Annotated in this window: 15 protein-coding genes; 8 read left to right on the forward strand and 7 right to left on the reverse strand. The window is 60.7% G+C overall.

The window, feature by feature from the left end:
• The first annotated feature begins 45 nt into the window (after nucleotides 1-45).
• From ACYVGC_RS01305 to ACYVGC_RS01325, 5 genes are all read left to right on the forward strand, one after another.
• Nucleotides 46-3,207, forward strand: a complete 3,162-nt coding sequence (locus tag ACYVGC_RS01305; RefSeq protein WP_460581969.1) for a SusC/RagA family TonB-linked outer membrane protein — start codon at nucleotides 46-48, stop codon at nucleotides 3,205-3,207.
• A 17-nt stretch (nucleotides 3,208-3,224) separates the two neighbouring features.
• Complete coding sequence (locus ACYVGC_RS01310) at nucleotides 3,225-4,733, forward strand: RagB/SusD family nutrient uptake outer membrane protein (RefSeq protein ID WP_460581970.1); 1,509 nt, start codon at nucleotides 3,225-3,227, stop codon at nucleotides 4,731-4,733.
• Between the two features lie 33 nt (nucleotides 4,734-4,766).
• The gene (locus ACYVGC_RS01315; protein ID WP_460581971.1) at nucleotides 4,767-5,372 is read left to right on the forward strand and encodes a hypothetical protein; all 606 of its coding nucleotides are present in this window, start codon (nucleotides 4,767-4,769) and stop codon (nucleotides 5,370-5,372) included.
• A 169-nt stretch (nucleotides 5,373-5,541) separates the two neighbouring features.
• A complete protein-coding gene (locus ACYVGC_RS01320; RefSeq protein ID WP_460581972.1) occupies nucleotides 5,542-6,444 on the forward strand; it encodes a helix-turn-helix domain-containing protein in 903 nt (300 codons plus the stop codon).
• Between the two features lie 402 nt (nucleotides 6,445-6,846).
• Entirely contained in the window at nucleotides 6,847-7,701 is an 855-nt protein-coding gene (locus ACYVGC_RS01325) for a Rossmann-fold NAD(P)-binding domain-containing protein (protein ID WP_460581973.1), read from the forward strand.
• A 64-nt stretch (nucleotides 7,702-7,765) separates the two neighbouring features.
• Here the strand turns inward: ACYVGC_RS01325 and ACYVGC_RS01330 are convergent, their stop codons facing one another.
• The 7 genes from ACYVGC_RS01330 to ACYVGC_RS01360 all read right to left on the reverse strand — a co-directional run bounded on the left by ACYVGC_RS01330 (nucleotide 7,766) and on the right by ACYVGC_RS01360 (nucleotide 15,407).
• A complete protein-coding gene (locus ACYVGC_RS01330) occupies nucleotides 7,766-8,107 on the reverse strand; it encodes a hypothetical protein (RefSeq protein ID WP_460581974.1) in 342 nt (113 codons plus the stop codon).
• Entirely contained in the window at nucleotides 8,097-8,324 is a 228-nt protein-coding gene (locus tag ACYVGC_RS01335) for a hypothetical protein (protein WP_460581975.1), read from the reverse strand. The genes ACYVGC_RS01330 and ACYVGC_RS01335 overlap by 11 nt, the downstream gene beginning before the upstream one ends.
• A gap of 53 nt (nucleotides 8,325-8,377) precedes the next feature.
• The gene (locus tag ACYVGC_RS01340) at nucleotides 8,378-9,349 is read right to left on the reverse strand and encodes a deoxyhypusine synthase family protein (protein WP_460582407.1); all 972 of its coding nucleotides are present in this window, start codon (nucleotides 9,347-9,349) and stop codon (nucleotides 8,378-8,380) included.
• 132 nt (nucleotides 9,350-9,481) lie between these two features.
• The gene (gene hslV, locus ACYVGC_RS01345) at nucleotides 9,482-10,024 is read right to left on the reverse strand and encodes an ATP-dependent protease subunit HslV (RefSeq protein ID WP_460581976.1); all 543 of its coding nucleotides are present in this window, start codon (nucleotides 10,022-10,024) and stop codon (nucleotides 9,482-9,484) included.
• Between the two features lie 154 nt (nucleotides 10,025-10,178).
• Entirely contained in the window at nucleotides 10,179-12,800 is a 2,622-nt protein-coding gene (locus tag ACYVGC_RS01350; protein WP_460581977.1) for a TonB-dependent receptor, read from the reverse strand.
• Between the two features lie 153 nt (nucleotides 12,801-12,953).
• On the reverse strand, nucleotides 12,954-14,696 hold the full coding sequence (locus ACYVGC_RS01355; RefSeq protein WP_460582408.1) for a pyruvate dehydrogenase complex dihydrolipoamide acetyltransferase: 1,743 nt from the start codon (nucleotides 14,694-14,696) through the stop codon (nucleotides 12,954-12,956).
• 87 nt (nucleotides 14,697-14,783) lie between these two features.
• Nucleotides 14,784-15,407, reverse strand: a complete 624-nt coding sequence (locus tag ACYVGC_RS01360; RefSeq protein ID WP_460581978.1) for a histidine phosphatase family protein — start codon at nucleotides 15,405-15,407, stop codon at nucleotides 14,784-14,786.
• Nucleotides 15,408-15,600: 193 nt separating this feature from the next.
• On the opposite strand from ACYVGC_RS01360, the gene ACYVGC_RS01365 reads away from it, so the two are divergent.
• From ACYVGC_RS01365 to menD, 3 genes are all read left to right on the forward strand, one after another.
• A complete protein-coding gene (locus tag ACYVGC_RS01365; protein WP_460581979.1) occupies nucleotides 15,601-16,035 on the forward strand; it encodes a hotdog family protein in 435 nt (144 codons plus the stop codon).
• Nucleotides 16,035-17,270 (forward strand): chorismate-binding protein, encoded by a 1,236-nt coding sequence (locus ACYVGC_RS01370; protein WP_460581980.1) that lies wholly within the window; start codon nucleotides 16,035-16,037, stop codon nucleotides 17,268-17,270. The genes ACYVGC_RS01365 and ACYVGC_RS01370 overlap by 1 nt, the downstream gene beginning before the upstream one ends.
• Before the next feature lie 133 nt (nucleotides 17,271-17,403).
• A complete protein-coding gene (gene menD, locus ACYVGC_RS01375; RefSeq protein WP_460581981.1) occupies nucleotides 17,404-19,152 on the forward strand; it encodes a 2-succinyl-5-enolpyruvyl-6-hydroxy-3-cyclohexene-1-carboxylate synthase in 1,749 nt (582 codons plus the stop codon).
• Nucleotide 19,153 lies beyond the last annotated feature (1 nt).

A 19,153-nucleotide genomic window follows, 5' to 3' on the forward strand; every position in this document is an offset into this window, starting at 1 on the left:
CTACTGCCCAACCTCTTAACTGCCTTTTATTTAGACAACTTCTACATGAAAAAACGCTTACTGATGGGCGCTATGCTCATGCTTACGCTGTCGCAGACAGCGCTGGCCCAGACGCGGACCGTATCGGGCCGGGTGCGGGACCAAAAGACCGGCGAGGGCCTGCCCGGCGTAACGGTGCTGGTGAAAGGCACCACCACGGGCACGGCTACCAATGCCGACGGCTCGTTTACGCTGGTAGTGCCCCCGGGCGGCACCCTGGTATTTTCGTCGGTGGGGATGAACACCCAGGAAAAGCCCGTGGGCAGCGACGACCAGGTGAGCGTTGCCCTCACCCAAAACTCGCGCGAGCTGAGCGAGGTGGTGGTGACGGCCCTCGGCATTGAAAAAGACAAGCGCACCTTGGGCTACGCCACCCAGGAGCTTCAGGGGGCCGCTGTGGCCGCCAAGTCGGAGCCCAACGTGCTGAACGCGCTGCAAGGCAAGGTATCGGGCGTGAGCATTACGGGGGCCAGCGGCCTGGCCGGCACCTCCACCAACATCAACATCCGGGGTATTACGTCGCTCACCGGCAACAACCAGCCGCTGTTTGTGGTGGATGGCATTCCGGTGAGCAACGACACTGACCGCACCAACGGCGGCGCCGCCGGCACGCTCTACGGCGCCCAAACCTCCAACCGCGCCGCCGACATCGACCCGGAAAATGTGGCTAGCATCAGTATTCTGAAAGGCCCGGCTGCCGCCGCCCTCTACGGCTCGCGGGCTTCGTCGGGCGCTATCCTGATTACCACCAAGTCGGGGGCCAACGTGAATAAGAAGCTCGAAGTGGCCGTAAACACGGGCTTCAACTTCCAGACCGTGATGGGCCTGCCGGATTTTCAAAACGACTACGGCCAGGGCACCGGCGGCATCATCACCACTGCCAACGGGGCGGGCAACATCTTTACGGGCAGCCCCAACTCGTGGGGGCCGCGCTTTGGCACTGCCGGTACCCGGCCCAATGGCCTGCTGCTGGCCGATGGCAGCCAGCTGCCCTACCAGTCGTACCCGAACAGTATTCGGGATTTTTTCAAAACGGGTACGCTCTGGACCAATGGCGTGCAGCTAGCCGGCAACAACGGCACGTCGAACTTCTCGTTGAACGTGAACAGCACCACCCAGAAGGGCATCACGGAGTCGTCAAATTTGCAACGCACCAACATTCAGCTGGGCGGCGGCACCACCTTGCAGAATAAGATACGAGTCACTGGCTCGGTCAATTTTTCGCAGACCGACCAGCTAGCCCCGCAAACCGGCAACGGGGGCAGCGCCTTTGGGGCGTTTTCGTCGGTGCCGCGCAGCTTCGACCTGCAAAACCAAACCTACCAGACGGTGACGGGCGCCAACCTGTTCTTTCCGGGCCTCGACAACCCCAACTATAACCTGCTGAACAGCAACACCGCCAGCAGCGTCACGCGCTTTATCAACGTGGCGAGCATTGGGTACGATTTCTTTCCGTGGCTGAGCGTAACCTACCGGGCCGGCCTCGATACCTACACCGACCGCCGCAAGCAGATTGCGGCCATCAGCTCGTCGCGCAACCCCACGGGCCTCATCTATCAGGATAATATTCAGTACGCCGAGTTCACCGGCGACCTACTGATAACGGCCAAAAAGGAAAACATCTTCCTCGATAAGCTGAACGCTACGCTGCTGGTGGGCCAGCAAACCAACCAGCGCAAGCGCAACGAGCAGTTTGTGTCGGCGGCCACGCTCTCGCAGCCGGGCTTTTACAATACCATCAACGCGGCCGTGTTTACGGGCAGCGGCGAAACCAACTACACGCGCCGCCTACTCGGCTACTACGCCGACTTGTCGCTGGCCTACAACAACTACCTGTTTTTGGAAGGCACGGGGCGCGTCGACCAGTCGTCGACGCTGCCCGGCGATAACCGTACCTTCCTCTACCCGTCGATATCGGCCGGCTTCGTGTTCACCGATGCGTTTAATATCGACAACGACTTTTTCTCCTACGGCAAAATCCGGGGCAACGTGGCGAAGGTGGGCCGCGACGCCGACCCCTACGTGCTGGAAACCTACTTTGTACCCGGTGGCCAGGGCAACAACGTGGCCAACGTGACTTTCCCCTTCAACAACGTGGTCGGCTTCCGGCCGAGCACTACCATTGGCGGGGTTAACGTGCTGAATGTGCTGAAGCCCGAGTTTACCAAGTCGGCCGAAATCGGCCTGAACCTGGGCTTCTTCAACAACCGCCTGACCCTGGACGCCACGTACTTCAAAACCGTCAGCTCGAACCAGATTATCCCGGTCACGATAGCGCCTACCACGGGCTTCAGCAGCTTTTATACCAACGCCGGCCAGCTCGATAACAAGGGCATTGAGGTGCTAGCCACCCTTTCGCCGGTGCGCAGCACCTCGGGCTTCACCTGGGACATTACGGCCAACTACACCCGCATTCGCAACATGGTGGTGTCGATTTACCCGGGCGTCACCAGCTCCACTATTCCGGGCAGCTCGTTTATTGGCTCGGTGCCCTCGTTTGTGGTGGGCCAGCCCTACGGCGTGATTTTGGGCCAAAAGAAGGCGACCGCGCCCGATGGGCAGTACCTCATCAACCCGCGCACCGGCCTGTGGGTGACGGAACTGAGCTCGCAGGTGACGGCCAACCCCAACGCGGACTGGCAGGGGGGCATCACCAACACGCTCGCCTATAAGGGCCTCACGTTCTCCTTCCTGGTCGATGCCCTGGTGGGGGGCGATATTCTGTCGTTCACGCAGGCCGCTTATAAGTCGGCCGGTATGCTAAAGGAAACCGGGGTGAACCGTGACCAGCCGCGCGTGATTCCGGGCGTGATTGCCTCCACCAATCCCGACGGCACTACCTCGTACCGCCAAAACAACATTCAGGTAGATGCCCAAAACTACTGGGGCAACCAAGGCCTGCAAAGCGACCTCAACGTTTTTGACGGCACGCACTACACCCTGCGGGAAGTATCGCTGAGCTATGCCTTGCCCAAAGACCTACTTGCCCACACGCCTTTCGGCAGCGCCTCCATCTCGGTATCGGGCCGCAACCTGCTGTATTACGCGCCCAATGCCAACTTTTTTCCTGAAGTAAACACCCAGGGCGCGGGCAACATCCGCAGCCTCGACTTGCAGGGACCCCCTAGCGTGCGCAGCTACGGCACCTACCTGCGGTTCACCTTCTAACTCAGCATCAGTATCTTATGAACGTATCGATAGCACGCCTCCCCTACCTGCGCTCCGCCGCGCTGGGGCTAGCCACCTGGGCCGCCGCTAGCTGCTCGCCCAATAAGTTTCTGGACGTTAATGCCAGCCCCAACAACCCGGTGGCGGTGCAGCCGTCGGTGCAGCTGCCGACTATCACGGTGGGCACCGCCTTTTTGGTGGGCAACACGCTGGGCCGCGACGGCGACCTGTTTGTGCAGCATTACGCCGGCATTGCCAACCAGCCCTTTACGGAGGATAAGTACGCCATCAGCGGCAACTATGACAACGAGTGGCGCGGCGACCTCTACGGCAACAACCTCAATGGTGCCCAAACGCTCATCAACAGCAACGCCGCCAACCCCGCCTACACCGGCATTGCCAAGCTGCTGAAGGCCTACAATTTTGCCTTGGCCACCGACATGTGGGGCGACGTGCCCTACTCGCAGGCCTTGCAGGGCCTGGGCAACCTGCACCCCGCCTTCGACCGGCAGCAGGACATTTACCAAGGGGCCACCGGCATCCAGAGCCTGTTTGACCTGGTGCGCGAGGGGCTAGCCGACCTCGACAAGCCCAGCACGCTCAAGCCTGGCAACGATGACTTTGTGTATAAGGGCGACCTCACCAAGTGGAAAAAAATGGGCAACATGCTGCTGCTCAAGTTTGCCTGCACCGTGAGCCGCAAAGACCCGGCCCTGGCCATCAAGGTGATAAACGAGGTGCTGGCCAAGGGAGCAAATGGCAGCGCCGCTATTTCCGCTAACAGTGAGGATTTTGCCGTGCCCTTTGGCACGTCGGTCGGCAATACCAACCCGTTTTACTCCTACAACGTGACAAACCGCCCCAACGACCAGATGGCCAGTACGCGCTTCCTGGATTCGCTGACGGCCTACAACGACCCGCGCCTGCCCAAGTTTTTTACCACTACCAACGGCAACGCGGCGTCGACGCACACTACTACCTACGGCAAGTTTACGGGCTTCGAAAACGGCAGCAGTGTCACGGCTCCCGCCGTGGCCAATCGCTCGGTGTACAGCACCTATCTGCTGGGCGCGGTGGGCGAGGCGCCGGTGCGCCTGCTCACCAACTTTCAGCGGGCTTTCATCCTGGCTGAGGCGGCCGTGCGCCTCAATACGCCCGGCGATGCCAACGCCCTTTACCAAGAAGGCATTCGCCGGTCGATGGAAGCAACCGGCCTTTCAACCGCCGATATCGACACGTACTTCAAAGCCAGTCCGGCCATCGTCACGCTCAGCGGCAGCAATACCCACAAGCTCAACCAAATCCTGTTTCAGAAGTGGGTAGCCTGGGTGGGCAACGGCTACGAAGCCTGGAACGACTACCGGCGCACGGGCTCGCCCCACCTACAACCGGCTCTAAACGTGTCGTTTACGCCCAATATTCCGCAGCGCCTGCTGTACCCGCCCTCCGAGGTGGCCGCCAACGGCGACGCGATACCAAAGACGAACGTAACCATCGACAAACCCGTGTGGTGGGCCTCCAACTAGTCCGGCGCCCTTTACTTTCTACTGCTTCCTCTCATGAAAAAGACAGCTATTCATTTCTTGCTTCTCGTGGTGCTGGCCGCTGGCTTTGCGGGCTGCAAAAAGGACTACGGCAATAAGCTAGGCCCTTTGCAAGACAGTGTGGCCAACATTCCGGTCACGGTCACCAACCAGGTGTATTTCGAGCGGTTTCCCATCGTTACCACCACGGTGGGCACCGGCACCAACGCCAACGGCACGTTTTCCATTGAGTTGAGTATCCCAGCTGACAAGGGTAAAATCAAGGAAATCACTAAGATAGCTACTGGCAACGGTGGCGTTGAATACCTGCAAAGCAGCAGCTACCCCAACTACCTGACAGCGGCCGTGACCGGCACCGGCACCAACACCATCACCTTCAGCTCGGACCTGAACGCGGTGCGCAGCTACGTTACCCGCCTCAACGCGGCCTTCGCCACCCTGCCCGCCACCGCCACCAAGTCTCCCGCCTTCGCCTTCACGGGCACTTCGGCCGGCGGGGCCGGCACGCTCACCCCCAATACTAACCCGCAGACGCCCAATCAGTTGCGTTTTTTCTTCCTGATAACCCTGGAAGACGGCACGCAGCTCATCACCACGGAGGTAGACGTGCGCCTGCTGTAGCCACCAGCAGCCACCTGACTAGGCTACTGCCTGCGCAGGCAGTAAAAGGCCCGCCCGAGTTTTCGGGCGGGCCTTTTGCCGTTCAGGGGAGCCGGCTCATCGCCCCACGGGTAATTCTACGAATAAGTAGCTGGACCAGTAGCACCGTTTGATTTACGTAACTTCGCGCATGCTCAAGACCCAGACGCTCGCCGATTTTTACCAGCAGAAAATTCACTGGCTGCCCGAAAACCTCCAGCAAGATTTAGGGCATTTTAACGTGTTTCGGCTCGATGACTTTGTGGGGCCCAAGGCGTGCAAGCTGCCCTACAGCCGCAAGGACTTCTATAAAATCACGCTGGTAACGGGCCGCAGCAACTATTACTTTGCCGACAAGACCATTGAGCTGCGCGGCAATGCCCTCTTCTTCGCTAATCCATTAGTACCCTACGACTGGGAGCCGCTTGACGAAAACCAGACGGGCTTTTTCTGCATTTTCACCGAGGCTTTTTTGCAGCGGCTGGGCGGCGCGCTGCCGCAGGAGCTGCCGATGTTTCGACCCGGCGGGCAGCCGGTTTATTTTCTGAGCGATGCGCAGGCCGCGGCCACCCGGCTGCTATTCGAGAAAATGCTGGCGGAAATTGATTCGGACTACGCTTATAAGTACGACCTGCTGCGCACCTACGCGTTTGAGCTGTTGCACAGCGCCTTAAAGCTTCAGCCCGCCACCACGCTCTACCACGACAGCCCGGCGGCCACGCGCATTGCCTCCCTATTTGTGGAGTTGCTGGAGCGGCAGTTTCCCATTGAGGCGCCCGACCAGCGAGTGAAGCTGCGCAGTGCCGAGGCCTTTGCCGGGCAACTAGCCGTGCACGTCAACCACCTCAACCGCGCCCTGAAGGAAGTGACCGGCAAAACCACTACCCAGCTCATTGCCAGCCGCCTGGTGCAGGAAGCCCACGCCCTGCTCAAGCACACCACCTGGCACGTGGCCGAAATCAGCCACTGCCTGGGTTTTGAAGAGCCGGCGCATTTCAGCAACTTCTTTCGCAAGCACCTGGGCATGTCTCCTTCGGCCGTGCGGGCTGTTTGATTTTCGCAAGGATTGGTTTGAACCGGGTAAGCCGGCCGGTGGGGGCCGCCGCTAGTTTTGTAGTATTAAAAACACAAAACTTATGCGCCTCCCTAACACTTGGCTGGTTGCTGGCGGCCCGTGAGGCCAGGGCCACCGGTTGCCCCGGCAGCTAGTTGTTTCGCCGCCTTGCCGCACGGCCAGCTTGGCCAAAGCGGCAGCCGAGGGTAACTGAGCAGCGCTTGATAGGGAAAGAGTGGGCGTTGGTCGAATACAATTTTTTGGCCTGCAACTACGGTAAACGGTCTAGTATCTCGTCTGTGTAACTAGTCGTTCTTGCCTTTTCACTCTTCCACATCATGCTCTATCTCTTTGGCCGCCTCGCCCTCAGCGATTCTCTTTCCTATTCCGAAAATTTTCAAGATGATGACTACCAACAAGATATGGTTCGTGACCGGCGCCTCGAAAGGGCTGGGTCTGACGCTCGTGCAGCAGCTGTTAGCCGCCGGCTACGCCGTGGCCGCCACTTCCCGGCGGCTGGCCGACCTTCAGCAAGCCGTCTCGGCTGAGACTGACCGCTTCCTACCCCTGCAAATGGACTTGGGTAACGAAGCAAGCGTGCGCCAAGCCATCGAAACCACCATTAGCACGCTCGGCGGGCTCGATGTGGTGGTGAATAATGCCGGCTACGGCTTGGTAGGCGGCCTCGAAGAACTCACCGACCAGGAGGCCCGCCAAAATTTCGACGTTAATGTGTTTGGCCTGCTCAACGTGCTGCGCGCCGCTACCCCGCACCTGCGGCAGCAGCGGGCGGGCCGGGTGTTCAATATTTCGTCCGTTGGGGGCTTTACCGGCAATTTTCCCGGGTTCGGTATCTACTGCGCCACCAAGTTTGCGGTGGCGGGCCTCACTGAGTCGTACGCCGCGGAGGTAAAGGACTTTAACATTCACGCTACGGTGGTATATCCGGGTTATTTCCGTACCGAGTTTCTGTCGGCCGGCTCGCTGAGCACGCCCCAAAACCCAATTGCGGCCTACCAATCCATCCGCGACTCGCAGGCGGCGCACGAGCAGCAAATCAACGGCAACCAGCCCGGCGACCCGGTGAAAGCCGCCCAGGTGCTCATGCAAATCAGCGAAACCGAGCACCCGCCCGTGCACCTGTTCTTGGGGGAGGATGCCTACCACATGGCCGACCAGAAGATAGCCGCCGTGCAGCAAGATTTGCAGCAGTGGCAGGCCGTGGCTACGGCTACTGGCTTTCCGGTAGAAGCGTAATTGCTAGGCAATTTAGAGTACAAAGAAAGGCCCGCCGCTGAATTCAACGACGGGCCTTTCTTGCCTACAGGTGCCTGATAAGTGCGCTTAGCTCTTTCTGCGAGATAGTGGCCGTATCAGCCTTGTCGTAGATGTAGATAAGGTTAACAGTCTGCGTTTCCTCATCGGCAAGCACTACGGTTTCAAGAAATGTGATAATGCGTGCACCACCACTTTTACCTTGCTGCTTACTACGAATAGCGAGCCTGATTTTGTAAGCATTTTGGTCGAGTGGCGTTCCCAAATCAGGCTTGGCTAATAGGTCCTGTTCTAATTTCGCCAACTCAGTTTTCAGAGAATTATACGTTTTAAGCAGTTTCTTAGCCGCTGTTAAAAAGCTAGGCGCAGTGACAATGCTAACCGGCATCGTTGGCTTCCAAAAACGCGCGTAGACTGGGCAATTTCTGACCCGCCGTTCGCGCTGCTTTCACCTCCGCAAAACCGGCCTGAATACCTTGCATAACCTGTAGTTTCTGACGCAAACGTTGCTGGTCGCGCCGCAGCTTTTCCCACGCGTCGTAGCTTATTACTACGCTGGTACGCTCACCGGCTTCATTAGTCAAGTATTGGACGTCAGGTTTCATAACTACTAAACTGGCTTATTAGAACGCGGGTTCAACCAAGGTGAAAGCCAAAATTATTGCCCGAGCACGATGGCAAAAATCAGCGGGGCCACAATCGTAGCGTCGCTTTCGATGATAAATTTCGGCGTATTCTGGCCGAGCTTACCCCAGGTAATTTTCTCGTTGGGCACGGCCCCCGAGTAGCTGCCGTAGCTGGTAGTGGAGTCCGAAATCTGGCAGAAATAGCCCCACAGAGGCACGCTGGTGCGGCCCAGGTCCTGGTGCAGCATGGGCACCACGCAGATGGGGAAGTCGCCGGCAATGCCGCCGCCAATCTGGAAGAAGCCCACTTTGCTTTCATCCGTGGCCTGCTTGGTGTACCAATCAGCCAGGTAAATCATGTACTGGATGCCCGTGCGCATGGTGTGCACGTTCTTGATGTCGCCGGTGATGACGTGGCCGGCGTAGATGTTGCCGAGCGTCGAGTCTTCCCAGCCGGGGCAGATGATGGGCAGGTTTTTCTCGGCCGCCGCCAACATCCACGAATCTTTGGGGTCAATCTGGTAATACTGCTCCAACTCGCCCGAAAGCAGAATCTGGTAGAAGAATTCGTGGGGGAAGTAGGCTTCGCCGGCCTTGTCGGCCTTCTCCCAGAACTTGAGCACCGTGTGCTCGAGGCGACGCATGGCCTCTTCTTCGGGGATGCAGGTGTCGGTGACGCGGTTCATGTGGCGTTCGAGCAGGGCTTGCTCGTCGGCGGGCGTAAGGTCGCGGTAGTTGGGCACGCGCTCGTAGAAGTCATGGGCCACGAGGTTGAAGATGTCTTCCTCCAGGTTGGCACCGGTGCAGCTGATAATCTGCACTTTATCCTGGCGAATGAGCTCGGCCAGCTGAATACCCATTTCGGCGGTGCTCATGGCGCCGGCCAGGGTAATCATCATTTTGCCGCCTTCGGCGAGGTGCTTGTTGTAGCCATCGGCCGCGTCGATGAGGGCGGCGGCGTTGAAGTGGCGGTAGTGGTGCTTGAGGAAATTGGTGATTTGCATGGTGGGGTACTTAAAGGCGTTTGTCATTGCGAGCCTGCGAAGCAATCGCATCCCAACGAAGCCCGAACGACTCGTCTTGGTGCGGTTGCTTCGCTTTGCTCGCAATGACAAACGGAGCGAACGAAAAAAGGACTACGCCGGCTCGGCGATAATCAAATTATGGTTGGTGTAAATGCAAATGTCAGCCGCGATGTGCAGCGAATCTTCCACCATTTGGCGGGCTGTCAGGTGCGGGGCGTGCTTCTTGAGTGCCAGGGCAGCGGCCTGCGCATACATGGCGCCGCTGCCGATGGCGGCCACGTCCATGTCGGGTTCCAGTACGTCGCCGGTGCCGCTCACGATGAGCAGCTCATCTTTGTCGCAGACCACCATCATGGCCTCTAACTTGCGGAGGTACTGGTCTTTACGCCAGTCTTTGGCCAGTTCGATGGCAGCGCGCTTGAGGTTGTTGCCATAGGCGGCGAGCTTCTCCTCGAAGCGGTCGAGCAGCATGAAGGCGTCGGCCGTGGAGCCGGCAAAGCCAGTTACCACCTTACCATCATTTAGTTGGCGCACTTTACGCACGTTGTTTTTGGCTACGGTCTTGTCCATCGTGGCCTGGCCATCGGCCCCGAGGGCAATCTGGCCGTTGTGGCGCACGCCGAGCACGGTTGTGGAGCGAATTTTTGGGAGCATGGCGCAAAAATACAACCCTCTACCCTAGCGGGCGGATTTACACCAAAACGGCCGGGCCGTTGGGCCCGGCCGCTTGGCAATTTTGTAGCGTGGACTCTGTGAGTCCGCGCGTGGGTCGTTCTACGTGCGGACTCGCAGAGTCCACGCTACACGCTTAAAACTTTGCTTGTAGCTTGGCAAACAGCATCCGGCCGTTGCTGCCCATTTGCACGGGGTCCCAGGCGCCGCCGGTTTCGGTGGCTTGGGGGTTGAAGAAGTTGGGATACTTGTTGAACAGGTTGGAGCTGCCCAGCGACAGCCGCAGCTGGTTGGTGAGGGCGTAGCTCAAGGCCACGTCGGTGGTCAGGCGAGGGTCGTAGTTTTCGGGGTCACCGTTGTAGTCAATCAGCTTCACGCCGCCAAACTCCACAAAGCGCACCAGCGCGCCAAAGCGGCCCAGGCTGTAATCAAAGGTGAGGTTGACTTTGAAGGGCGGCGCGGAGGCTTTTACAAACGCCTGCTCGCGGGCGCCGAAGAACGTCTCTTCCTTGCCGGCTAGCAGCGGCGTGGTTTGCACGCTGGTCACGTTCAGGCGGTTGAGGTTGCCGGCAAGCGTGGTAGTGAGGCGGCCGCTGCCCACACCCACGGTGTTGGCCAGCACGGCATCGAGGCCAAAGGTGCTGGTAGAGGCTGCGTTGGCGAAGAACTGGGCCTGGCCCACGTTCAGGCTGGCCAGCGTGGCCCCGATAGCGCTGTCGGTCTGGTCGAAGGTGCCCGTGAGCACGATGCGGTCTTGGATGTGGATGTAGTAGCCATCCACGGTGAAGGTGAAAATGGAGCCGGCGCGGCCCGTAATGCCCACACTGGCCGAGCGCGACAGTTCCCGCGTGAGCGGCGGAATGCCCACGGCCGTAGTCACGGGCCCATTGTTGCGGTCGAGCAAAATATCCACCGGCTTACCCCCTACTACGTTGGTAAACACGGTGTTAAAGTTAATTTGAGCCAGCGAAGGCGCGCGGAAGCCGGTGCTCAGCGTGCCGCGCAGCGAGAAGGCATCGCTCAGCTTGAGGCGGGTGGCCAGCTTGCCGGTTACGTTGCTGCCAAAGTCGCTGTAATTCTCGAAGCGCACGGCCCCTTCTACCAACCAGGCTTTAGTTATGTCCAGCTCGGCATCGGCATACACACCGATGTTGTTGCGGCTGGCATGTATTTCGTTGGAAGGTCGGAAGCCAGGGAAACCCTGCGAACCGCCCGGCCGGTTGGAAGTAGTGCCGCCGTAGCGGGCGTAGGAACCTTCTTCACCCGCAAAAATCTGGTACCACTCGCGCCGAAACTCGCTGCCGAAAGCCAGGTTCAGGCCCTGCCCCACGGTTTTGAAGCGGCGGCTGATGTTGAGGTCCACCACGTCTTGCTGAAGCTGAAAGCCGCCCGCATCGAAGCTCGTGGGTGAGCGCTGCCCCAGGCCCGCGTTCAGCGTATTCTTCACGCCGTAGTGGAAGCGGTTCGAGCCAAAGCTGTTGCTCAAATCCACGTCCCATGCTCCAAACGTGCCGCGCACGCCTACCGCGCCCTGCCCGTCAAAAATAGAACTGGTGATGATAGGGTCGAAGCCAGTAGGATAAAGCTTGGCATTGCTACGCCTGTTAGGTACGCTGATGGGGCTGCCACCAGCACCGAGAACAGCATTACCATCGACATCCGTGCTATCCGAAGTCGGAAACCGCGTGTAGGCGTAGGCGTCGCCCTTGCGCACGTTGATGCCGCCAAATACGTAGGCGTAAATGTTCTGGCTCAGCGGCAGCTTGCTGTTGAGGTAAGCCGAGGTATTGGTGGCCTTGGGGTCGCCGTACTCGCGGCGCTGAATGCCGTCGGGGGCGGGCACGTTGGCGCGCTGGGTGTGCTCGCGCTGGTTGAAATCGGCCGTTACGTTCACGAAGCCGCCCTTGCCCACGGCCAGGCCGTAGTTGGCATTGGCGTTGAAGTTACCGCCGTCGAAGGTCTTGTCATCGAAGCGGTACTTGGCCGTGTACGCGCCATAATTAGCGTTGGCAGTCAGCTCGTTGGTGCTGGTTTTGAGCACGATGTTGATGACGCCCGCAATGGCATCGGAGCCGTACTGGGCCGACGCGCCGTCGCGCAGAATCTCGATGCGCTCGATGCTGGCGGCCGGAATCGTGTTGAGGTCGGTGCCGGTATTGCCGCGGCCGCGTGAGCCAAACAGGTTGATGAGCGACGACTGGTGCCAGCGCTTGCCGTTCACGAGCACCAGGGTTTGGTCGGGGCCCAGGCCGCGCAGGCTGGCGGGGTCCACGTGGTCGGCCCCGTCGGCCCCGGTCTGGCGGTTCGAGTTGAAGGAAGGCGCCACGAATTGCAGCAGCTGGTTCACGTCGAGCTGACCGGTTTTAGCCGTTACCTGCTGCACATCAATGATATCGACCGGCGAGGGCGAGTCGGTAACCGAGCGGTTGAGACTGCGCGAACCCACCACCTGCACGTCGGCGAGCGCGGTAGAGTTTTCGACCAGGCGCACCGTTAGCGCGCCGCCCTCGGCGCTCACTTCCTGGGCCGCGTAGCCCAGCGCGCTGACGACCAGCCGGGGCTGGGCCGTGCGGGCGCGCAGCACAAAGCGGCCGTTGCCATCGGTGCCGGTACCGTTGTTGGTACCTTTTTCCACCACGGTAGCCCCAATAACGGGCCGGCCGGCGGCGTCTTGCACCTGGCCCGAAAGGGTGCGCGTTTGGGCGTAGGCCGTGCTGGCCGCCACAAACAAGGGTAAAAACAGTAGCTTATTGCGCATGCGTTCACATAGCTGATGAGCGCCAAATGTACACGTATTTCCTAGCTACCCCCATAATTTGCAAGTAAATACCACTATAAAACAAGAAAGTCAGCCGGTGAGGGCTGACTTTCGAGGGTATGCAATGCTTTTTGATTAAAACGGAACCTAACCTCAGATGAGCATCCGCATGGGGTCTTCGAGCAGGCTCTTCAGCGTTTGCAGGAAAGCCGCGCCGGTAGCGCCATCTACCACGCGGTGGTCGCAGCTCAGGGTCACCTTCATGATGTTGCCGATGGCCAGTGCGCCATCCTTTACCACGGCAGTTTGCTTGATGCCGCCCACGGCCAGAATGCAGGCATTTGGCTCGTTGATGATGGCGGTAAACTCATCGATGCCAAACATCCCCAAGTTGCTGATGGTGAAGGTACTACCCTCCCACTCGGCGGGCTGCAGCTTCTTGCTCTTGGCCTTGCCGGCTAGCTCCTTTACTTCGGTGGCAATCTGCGACAGGCCTTTACCATCGGCGTTGCGGATAACCGGCACCAGCAGTCCTTCGTCCACGGCCACGGCCACGCCGATGTGGATGAGCTTGTTCTGGCGAATCTTGTCGCCGAGCCACGACGAGTTGATAACCGGGTGCTGGCGCAGGGCCAGGGCCGAAGCCTTGAGCACCATATCGTTGAACGACAGCTTCACCGGCGACAGCTCGTTGAGTTTCACGCGGGTTTCCATCGCCTTGTCCATCAAAATTTCCATCGTGAGATAGAAATGCGGGGCCGTGAACAGGCTCTCCGACAGGCGCTTGGCAATCACCTTGCGCATCGACGACACGGGCGTGTCGGTGTACGTGCCTTCGGCAGCGGCCGGCGCGGGCGCGGGGGCCGCGGCGGGCTTGGCAGCCGGCTGCTCGGGCAGAGCGGCCTGGATGTACTCGCTCGGGGCCGAGGCCGGCGCGGCGGCAGCGGCGGGCTGGCTGGCCGTAGGCTGGGCGTCGGTGAGGTCGCGGGCTACGATGCGGCCGTTTTCGCCGCTGCCTTTAATTTGGCGCAGGTCGAGGCCCTTGTCCTTGGCAATGCTCTTGGCCAGGGGCGAGGCGATGAGGCGGCTGGTGCTGGCTTCGGCCTGCGGCGCGGCTTCGGCGGCGGGCGTAGTAGCCACTGGGGCAGCTTCGGCTGGGGTCGGGGCAGCTTCGGGGGCCGCGCCGCCGCTCTGGCCACCTAGTAGGGCCTGAATATCAGCGCCTTCCTCGCCGATAATGGCCAGGATGCCGTCAACGGCTACGGCTTCGCCGGCCTTGGGGCCAGTGTAGAGCAGGGTGCCATCCTCGTAGTTTTCCAGCTCCATGGTGGCTTTGTCGGTTTCGACTTCGGCCAGCACGTCACCCGATTTCACCTTGTCGCCCACCTTTTTCAGCCAGGCGGCAATGGTGCCTTCAGTCATGGTATCACTCATTTTGGGCATGCGGACCACCGTGGCTTTTTTGCCATTGGCGGGCGCGGCGGCAGCGGCCGGTGCAGCAGCCTGGGGGGCTGGTGCAGGGGCAGCAGGCGCTGGGGCAGCAGCCGGGGCTGGTGCGGCGGGCGCAGGAGCTGGCACGGCCGGAACAGGCGCAGCGGCGGCCGGCGCGGGGGTGCTACCACCACCCTGGCCGTTGAGCAGGGCCGAAATATCTTCGCCTTCCTTGCCCACAATAGCCAACACGCCATCTACGGGTACGGAGTCTTTCTCTTTGGGGCCGATGTAGAGTAGGGTGCCGTCCTCGTAGTTTTCCAGCTCCATGGTGGCTTTGTCGGTTTCGACTTCGGCCAGGATGTCGCCGGCTTTCACTTTGTCGCCTACTTTCTTGAGCCAGGCCGCGATAACCCCTTCGGTCATCGTGTCGCTCATTTTCGGCATTTTGATAATTTCGGCCATCGGAAATTGCAGGTTGGGATTGGGGCTCAAAATTAGCCGCCAAAAAGTGGGGAAACAATTGGCCTTGCGGCCAGCGGGTTGCCTAAGTTAGGGCGCAGCCACCAAGTGGCTTACGTCTAAAAAGTTGCGAATGGTGTAGTGCGCCCCCGTGTAGTGCAGCTTGTAGAGGCAGAGGTTCTGATGCTCAAAGCCATCCATGCAGCGGAGGGGGTAACTCAGCAGCTGGCACAGCAGCACGCGCAGGGCGCGCCCGTGCAGGCACACAAGCACGATTTCATCGTGGGGCCGGCTTTGCAGCAGCTCGATAAATGGGCGCTGGCGGGCGGCTACTTCGGCCGGACTTTCACCGCCGGGTAGGCGGGCATCATCGTTGCCGAGCGTCCACTCGGTGAGCACCTGGCCGTACTCGGCGTCTTCTTGGGGCGTGATGCGGCTGCCCTCGCGGGTACCCCAGCTTATTTCGTTGAGGCCAGTGTGGCGCTCGTGGGGTAGGCCCGCCTCAATAAACCGCTGCACCGACTGCTGAGTGCGCTTGAGGCCCGAGGTGTAGACGCGGGCAAACGGCACCCCCTTATACGCCGCCCAAAACTGCGCTGCTTGCTGCCGGCCCCGGTCGTTGAGGTCGGAGTCGATACCGCTGCCCTGCACAATGCCCTGCACGTTGAAGTCGGTTTGGCCGTGGCGAAGAAGGTAGAGCTGCTGAACTGACACGGGCGGAAGCGGAGTAGTTTTGCCGAACAATGCCGTAAAGTACGGGTTGGCTATCCGTTGTTTGGCCTTCGCTGCTGGTTAAAAATCGTTTGTCATTGCGAGCCTGCGAAGCAATCGCACCCGCACGACTCGTTCCAAGGCGATTGCTTCGCAGGCTCGCAATGACAAACGAGTGCCGCTTATAAAATCGAACATGACTCTCGACGACGTAAAAATCTGGGCTTCCCACCGCCCCACCCTGGCCGACGCGCTGGGTATTGAGCTCACCGATATTACCGAGCACTACCTCGAAGGCCGCATGCCCGTGGATGGCCGCACGCACCAGCCCATGGGTTTGCTGCACGGTGGGGCCTCAGTGGCGCTGGCCGAAACGCTGGGCAGCATCGGCGCGGCCACCCGCATCGACGTGACGCGCCAGGCCTGCGTGGGCCTGGAAATCAACGCCAACCACATTAAGGGCGTGCGCGACGGCTGGGTGCGCGGCCGCGCCACGGCCCTGCACGTGGGCCGCACCACGCAGGTGTGGGAAATCCGCATTACCCACGAAGAAACCGGCGCGCTGGTATGCATCAGCCGCATCACGATGGCCGTAATTGACCTGCCCGCCGCTAAGGAAAAAGCCGCCTAATGCGTCCCGTTGAACCCCGGCTCCTGCCCTGGCCCGCCGCCGCCGCGGGCCTCGATGCCCTGGCCCGCCTGCGCCACCTGGCGGCCGGGGCCCTGCGCACGGGCCGGCCGCTGGCCATCTGGCGCGAGCCGGGCGGCACGCACGCACGCATTCTCATAAGTCGCTCGCTAGAAGATGCTTACACTGGCCTGCCGCCCGCCCTGGATGCGGAGGCTCCGGCCGGCTTCGCGTTCTTCCCGTTCCGCGACTCCGACCACAACCCGGCGCTGTTTTTGCCCGCCGACGTGCAGTACGACCTCGCCCGGCCCGACGTGGTGAGCTTATCGCCGGCCGCCCGCGCGCTGGCGGGCAACATCACGGCGTGGCTGGCCCTGCCGCCTCTGCCGGCGCTGGCCTGGCACTACGGCCCGCAGCCCGCCCCGCCCGCCACCACTGAGGCCGCCTACACCCAGCTGGTGCGCACTGGCGTGGCGGCCATCGAGGCCAAGGAAGTGGTCAAAGTGGTGTCGTCGCGGGTGGCGCACCGGCCGCTGCCGGCCGGGTTCGACCCACTGGTAGCCTTTGCCGAGCTGTGCGAGAAATACGCCCGCGCTTTTGTGTCGCTAGTGAGCGTGCCGGGCGTGGGCACCTGGCTGGGCGCTTCGCCCGAAGTACTAGCCGAGGTCACGGCCGATGGCCAGTTTCACACCATGGCGCTAGCGGGCACCCAGCCGCTGGTGCCGGGCGTGCCGCCCCAGGCGGCCATCTGGCGGCAGAAGGAGATTGAGGAGCAGGCCCTGGTGGCGCGCTACATCGTAAGCTGCTTCAAGCAGCTGCGGCTGCGCGACTACCACGAGGCCGGCCCGCGCACGGCCGTGGCCGGCCAGCTGCTGCACCTGCGCACCGACTTCGAGGTGGACTTAAAAAACGTGCCCTCCCCTGCTTCGCTGGGCACCGATATGCTGCGGCTGCTGCACCCCACGTCGGCCGTGGGCGGCATGCCTAAGGCGGCCGCCCTGGCGTTTCTGAGCCGCCACGAGGGCTACGACCGCGCCTATTACAGCGGCTTCCTGGGGCCGGTGAACGTGACTGCCCCGGGCGTGTCGGGCCTCTACGTGAACCTGCGCTGCTTGCAGCTGCGGCCCACCGAGGCCATCCTCTACGCCGGCACCGGCCTTACTGTGGACTCGGACCCCGCCCGCGAGTGGCAGGAAACCGAGATGAAGCTGCAAACCGTGGGCGCGGTTTTGACTTGACTTAAAACGCCTGTCATGTTAACCGTCTGTCATGCTGACGAAGGAAGCATCTTAATCAGGGCTGAACGAGTCGTTCTAACTTAATAAGCTGCTTCCTTCGTCAGCATGACAGACGCTTGTTGAAAATCCTACCATGAATAACCAAGCCGTTTTTAACATCGCCGAAATCTGCGCCCGGCACGGGATTACCGACGTTATTTTGTCGCCCGGCTCGCGCTCGGCACCGCTCACGCTGGCCTTTGCGCGGCACCCGGCCTACCGGGGCAAGCTGCGCGTGGTGCCCGATGAGCGGGCGGCGGCGTTCATCGGCCTCGGCATTGCGCAGGCCACGCGCCGGCCGGTGGTGCTGGTGTGCACCAGCGGCACGGCCGGCCTCAACTACGCGCCCGCCGTGGCGGAGGCATTTTTTCAGCAGATTCCGCTGCTCATCCTTACCACCGACCGGCCGCCCGAGTGGATTGACCAGCTCGACGGCCAAACCATCCGGCAGCGCAACCTCTACGGCGCGCACGCCAAGGGGGCCTTCGATTTCCCGGCCGACACCACCCACCCCGATGCCAAATGGCACGCCGAACGGATAATTAATGAGGCCATTAATTTGACCCAGGCGGGGCCTGCTGGGCCGGTGCAGGTAAATATTCCGCTACGCGAGCCGTTTTATCCGAAGCCGGGAGAAGACATTGTGTATGAGCAGGATGTGAAGATTATCCGCGAAGACCACGCCAATACCATCCTGCCGCCCGCCGAAATCCTGGATTTGCGGCAGCAGCTGTGCCACGCGAGCCGCGTGCTGGTAGTGGCCGGTCAGCAGCCCGAAAACCCCACGCTCATGGCGGCGCTCTACGAGTTTACCGAGGCGCGGCAGGTACCCGTGGTGGCCGATAGCATCGCGAACGTGGGCGACGTGCTCGCCGTGCGGCGGCAGGATATTTTCCTGGCGGGCTTATCAAAAGAGCAAAAGGCAGCGCTGCGGCCCGATTTGCTCATCACCTTCGGGCAGTCGCTGATTTCGAAGGCGTTGAAGCTATTTCTGCGCGACGCGGCCCCTGCGCAGCACTGGCACTTGCAGCCCGCCGGCGAAGTGGCCGATACATTTCGGCGACTCACGCGCATTATTCGGGTGCAGCCGGCGGTGTTTTTTCAGCAGTTGGCGTCTTCTGAGAGTAAAGATTATAATCGGGCGGAGGGTTCGAATCCCATCCTCTCTGCTACCTCACCCATTACCTGGCAGCAGGCCGATGCCGCCGCCGCACAGTTTCTGAGCAACTTCTTCGCTACTGAAGGCCAACCGTTCAATGAGTTTGCGGCTATGAGCCACGCGCTGGCTAGCCTACCCGCCTACACCGCCCTGCACCTCGCCAACAGTATGGCCGTGCGCTACGCCAATATTCTGGGTTTGCCCGAAGGCCAGCAGATTAAGGTCTTTGCCAACCGCGGCACCAGTGGCATCGACGGCTGCAATAGCATGGCCGTGGGTGCGGCGCTGGCGCAGCCCGAGCGGCCGGTGGTGCTGCTGACTGGCGACGTGGCGTTTTTCTACGACCGCAACGCGTTCTGGCACAATTACCCCACGCCCAACCTGCGGGTGGTGCTATTCAACAACCACGGCGGTGGCATTTTCCGGCTTATTGATGGGCCACGTCAGCAGCCGGAGTTAGAGGAGTTTTTTGAAACTACGCAGGCGCTCACGGCCGAAAACCTGTGCCGCGATTTCAAGCTGCGCTACCTGCCGGTATCGTTTTTTGATGAACTCAATGCCGCGCTACCGGTTTTCTTTGCGGCCGAAGGCGGCGCGGCGGTGCTGGAAATCTTCACCGACTCCAAAACCAACGCCGCCTTTTTTGAAGAATACCGCGCCGCGGTAAAAGCGGCTTTTTCTTAAC

This window comes from Hymenobacter arcticus (genome assembly GCF_054779975.1).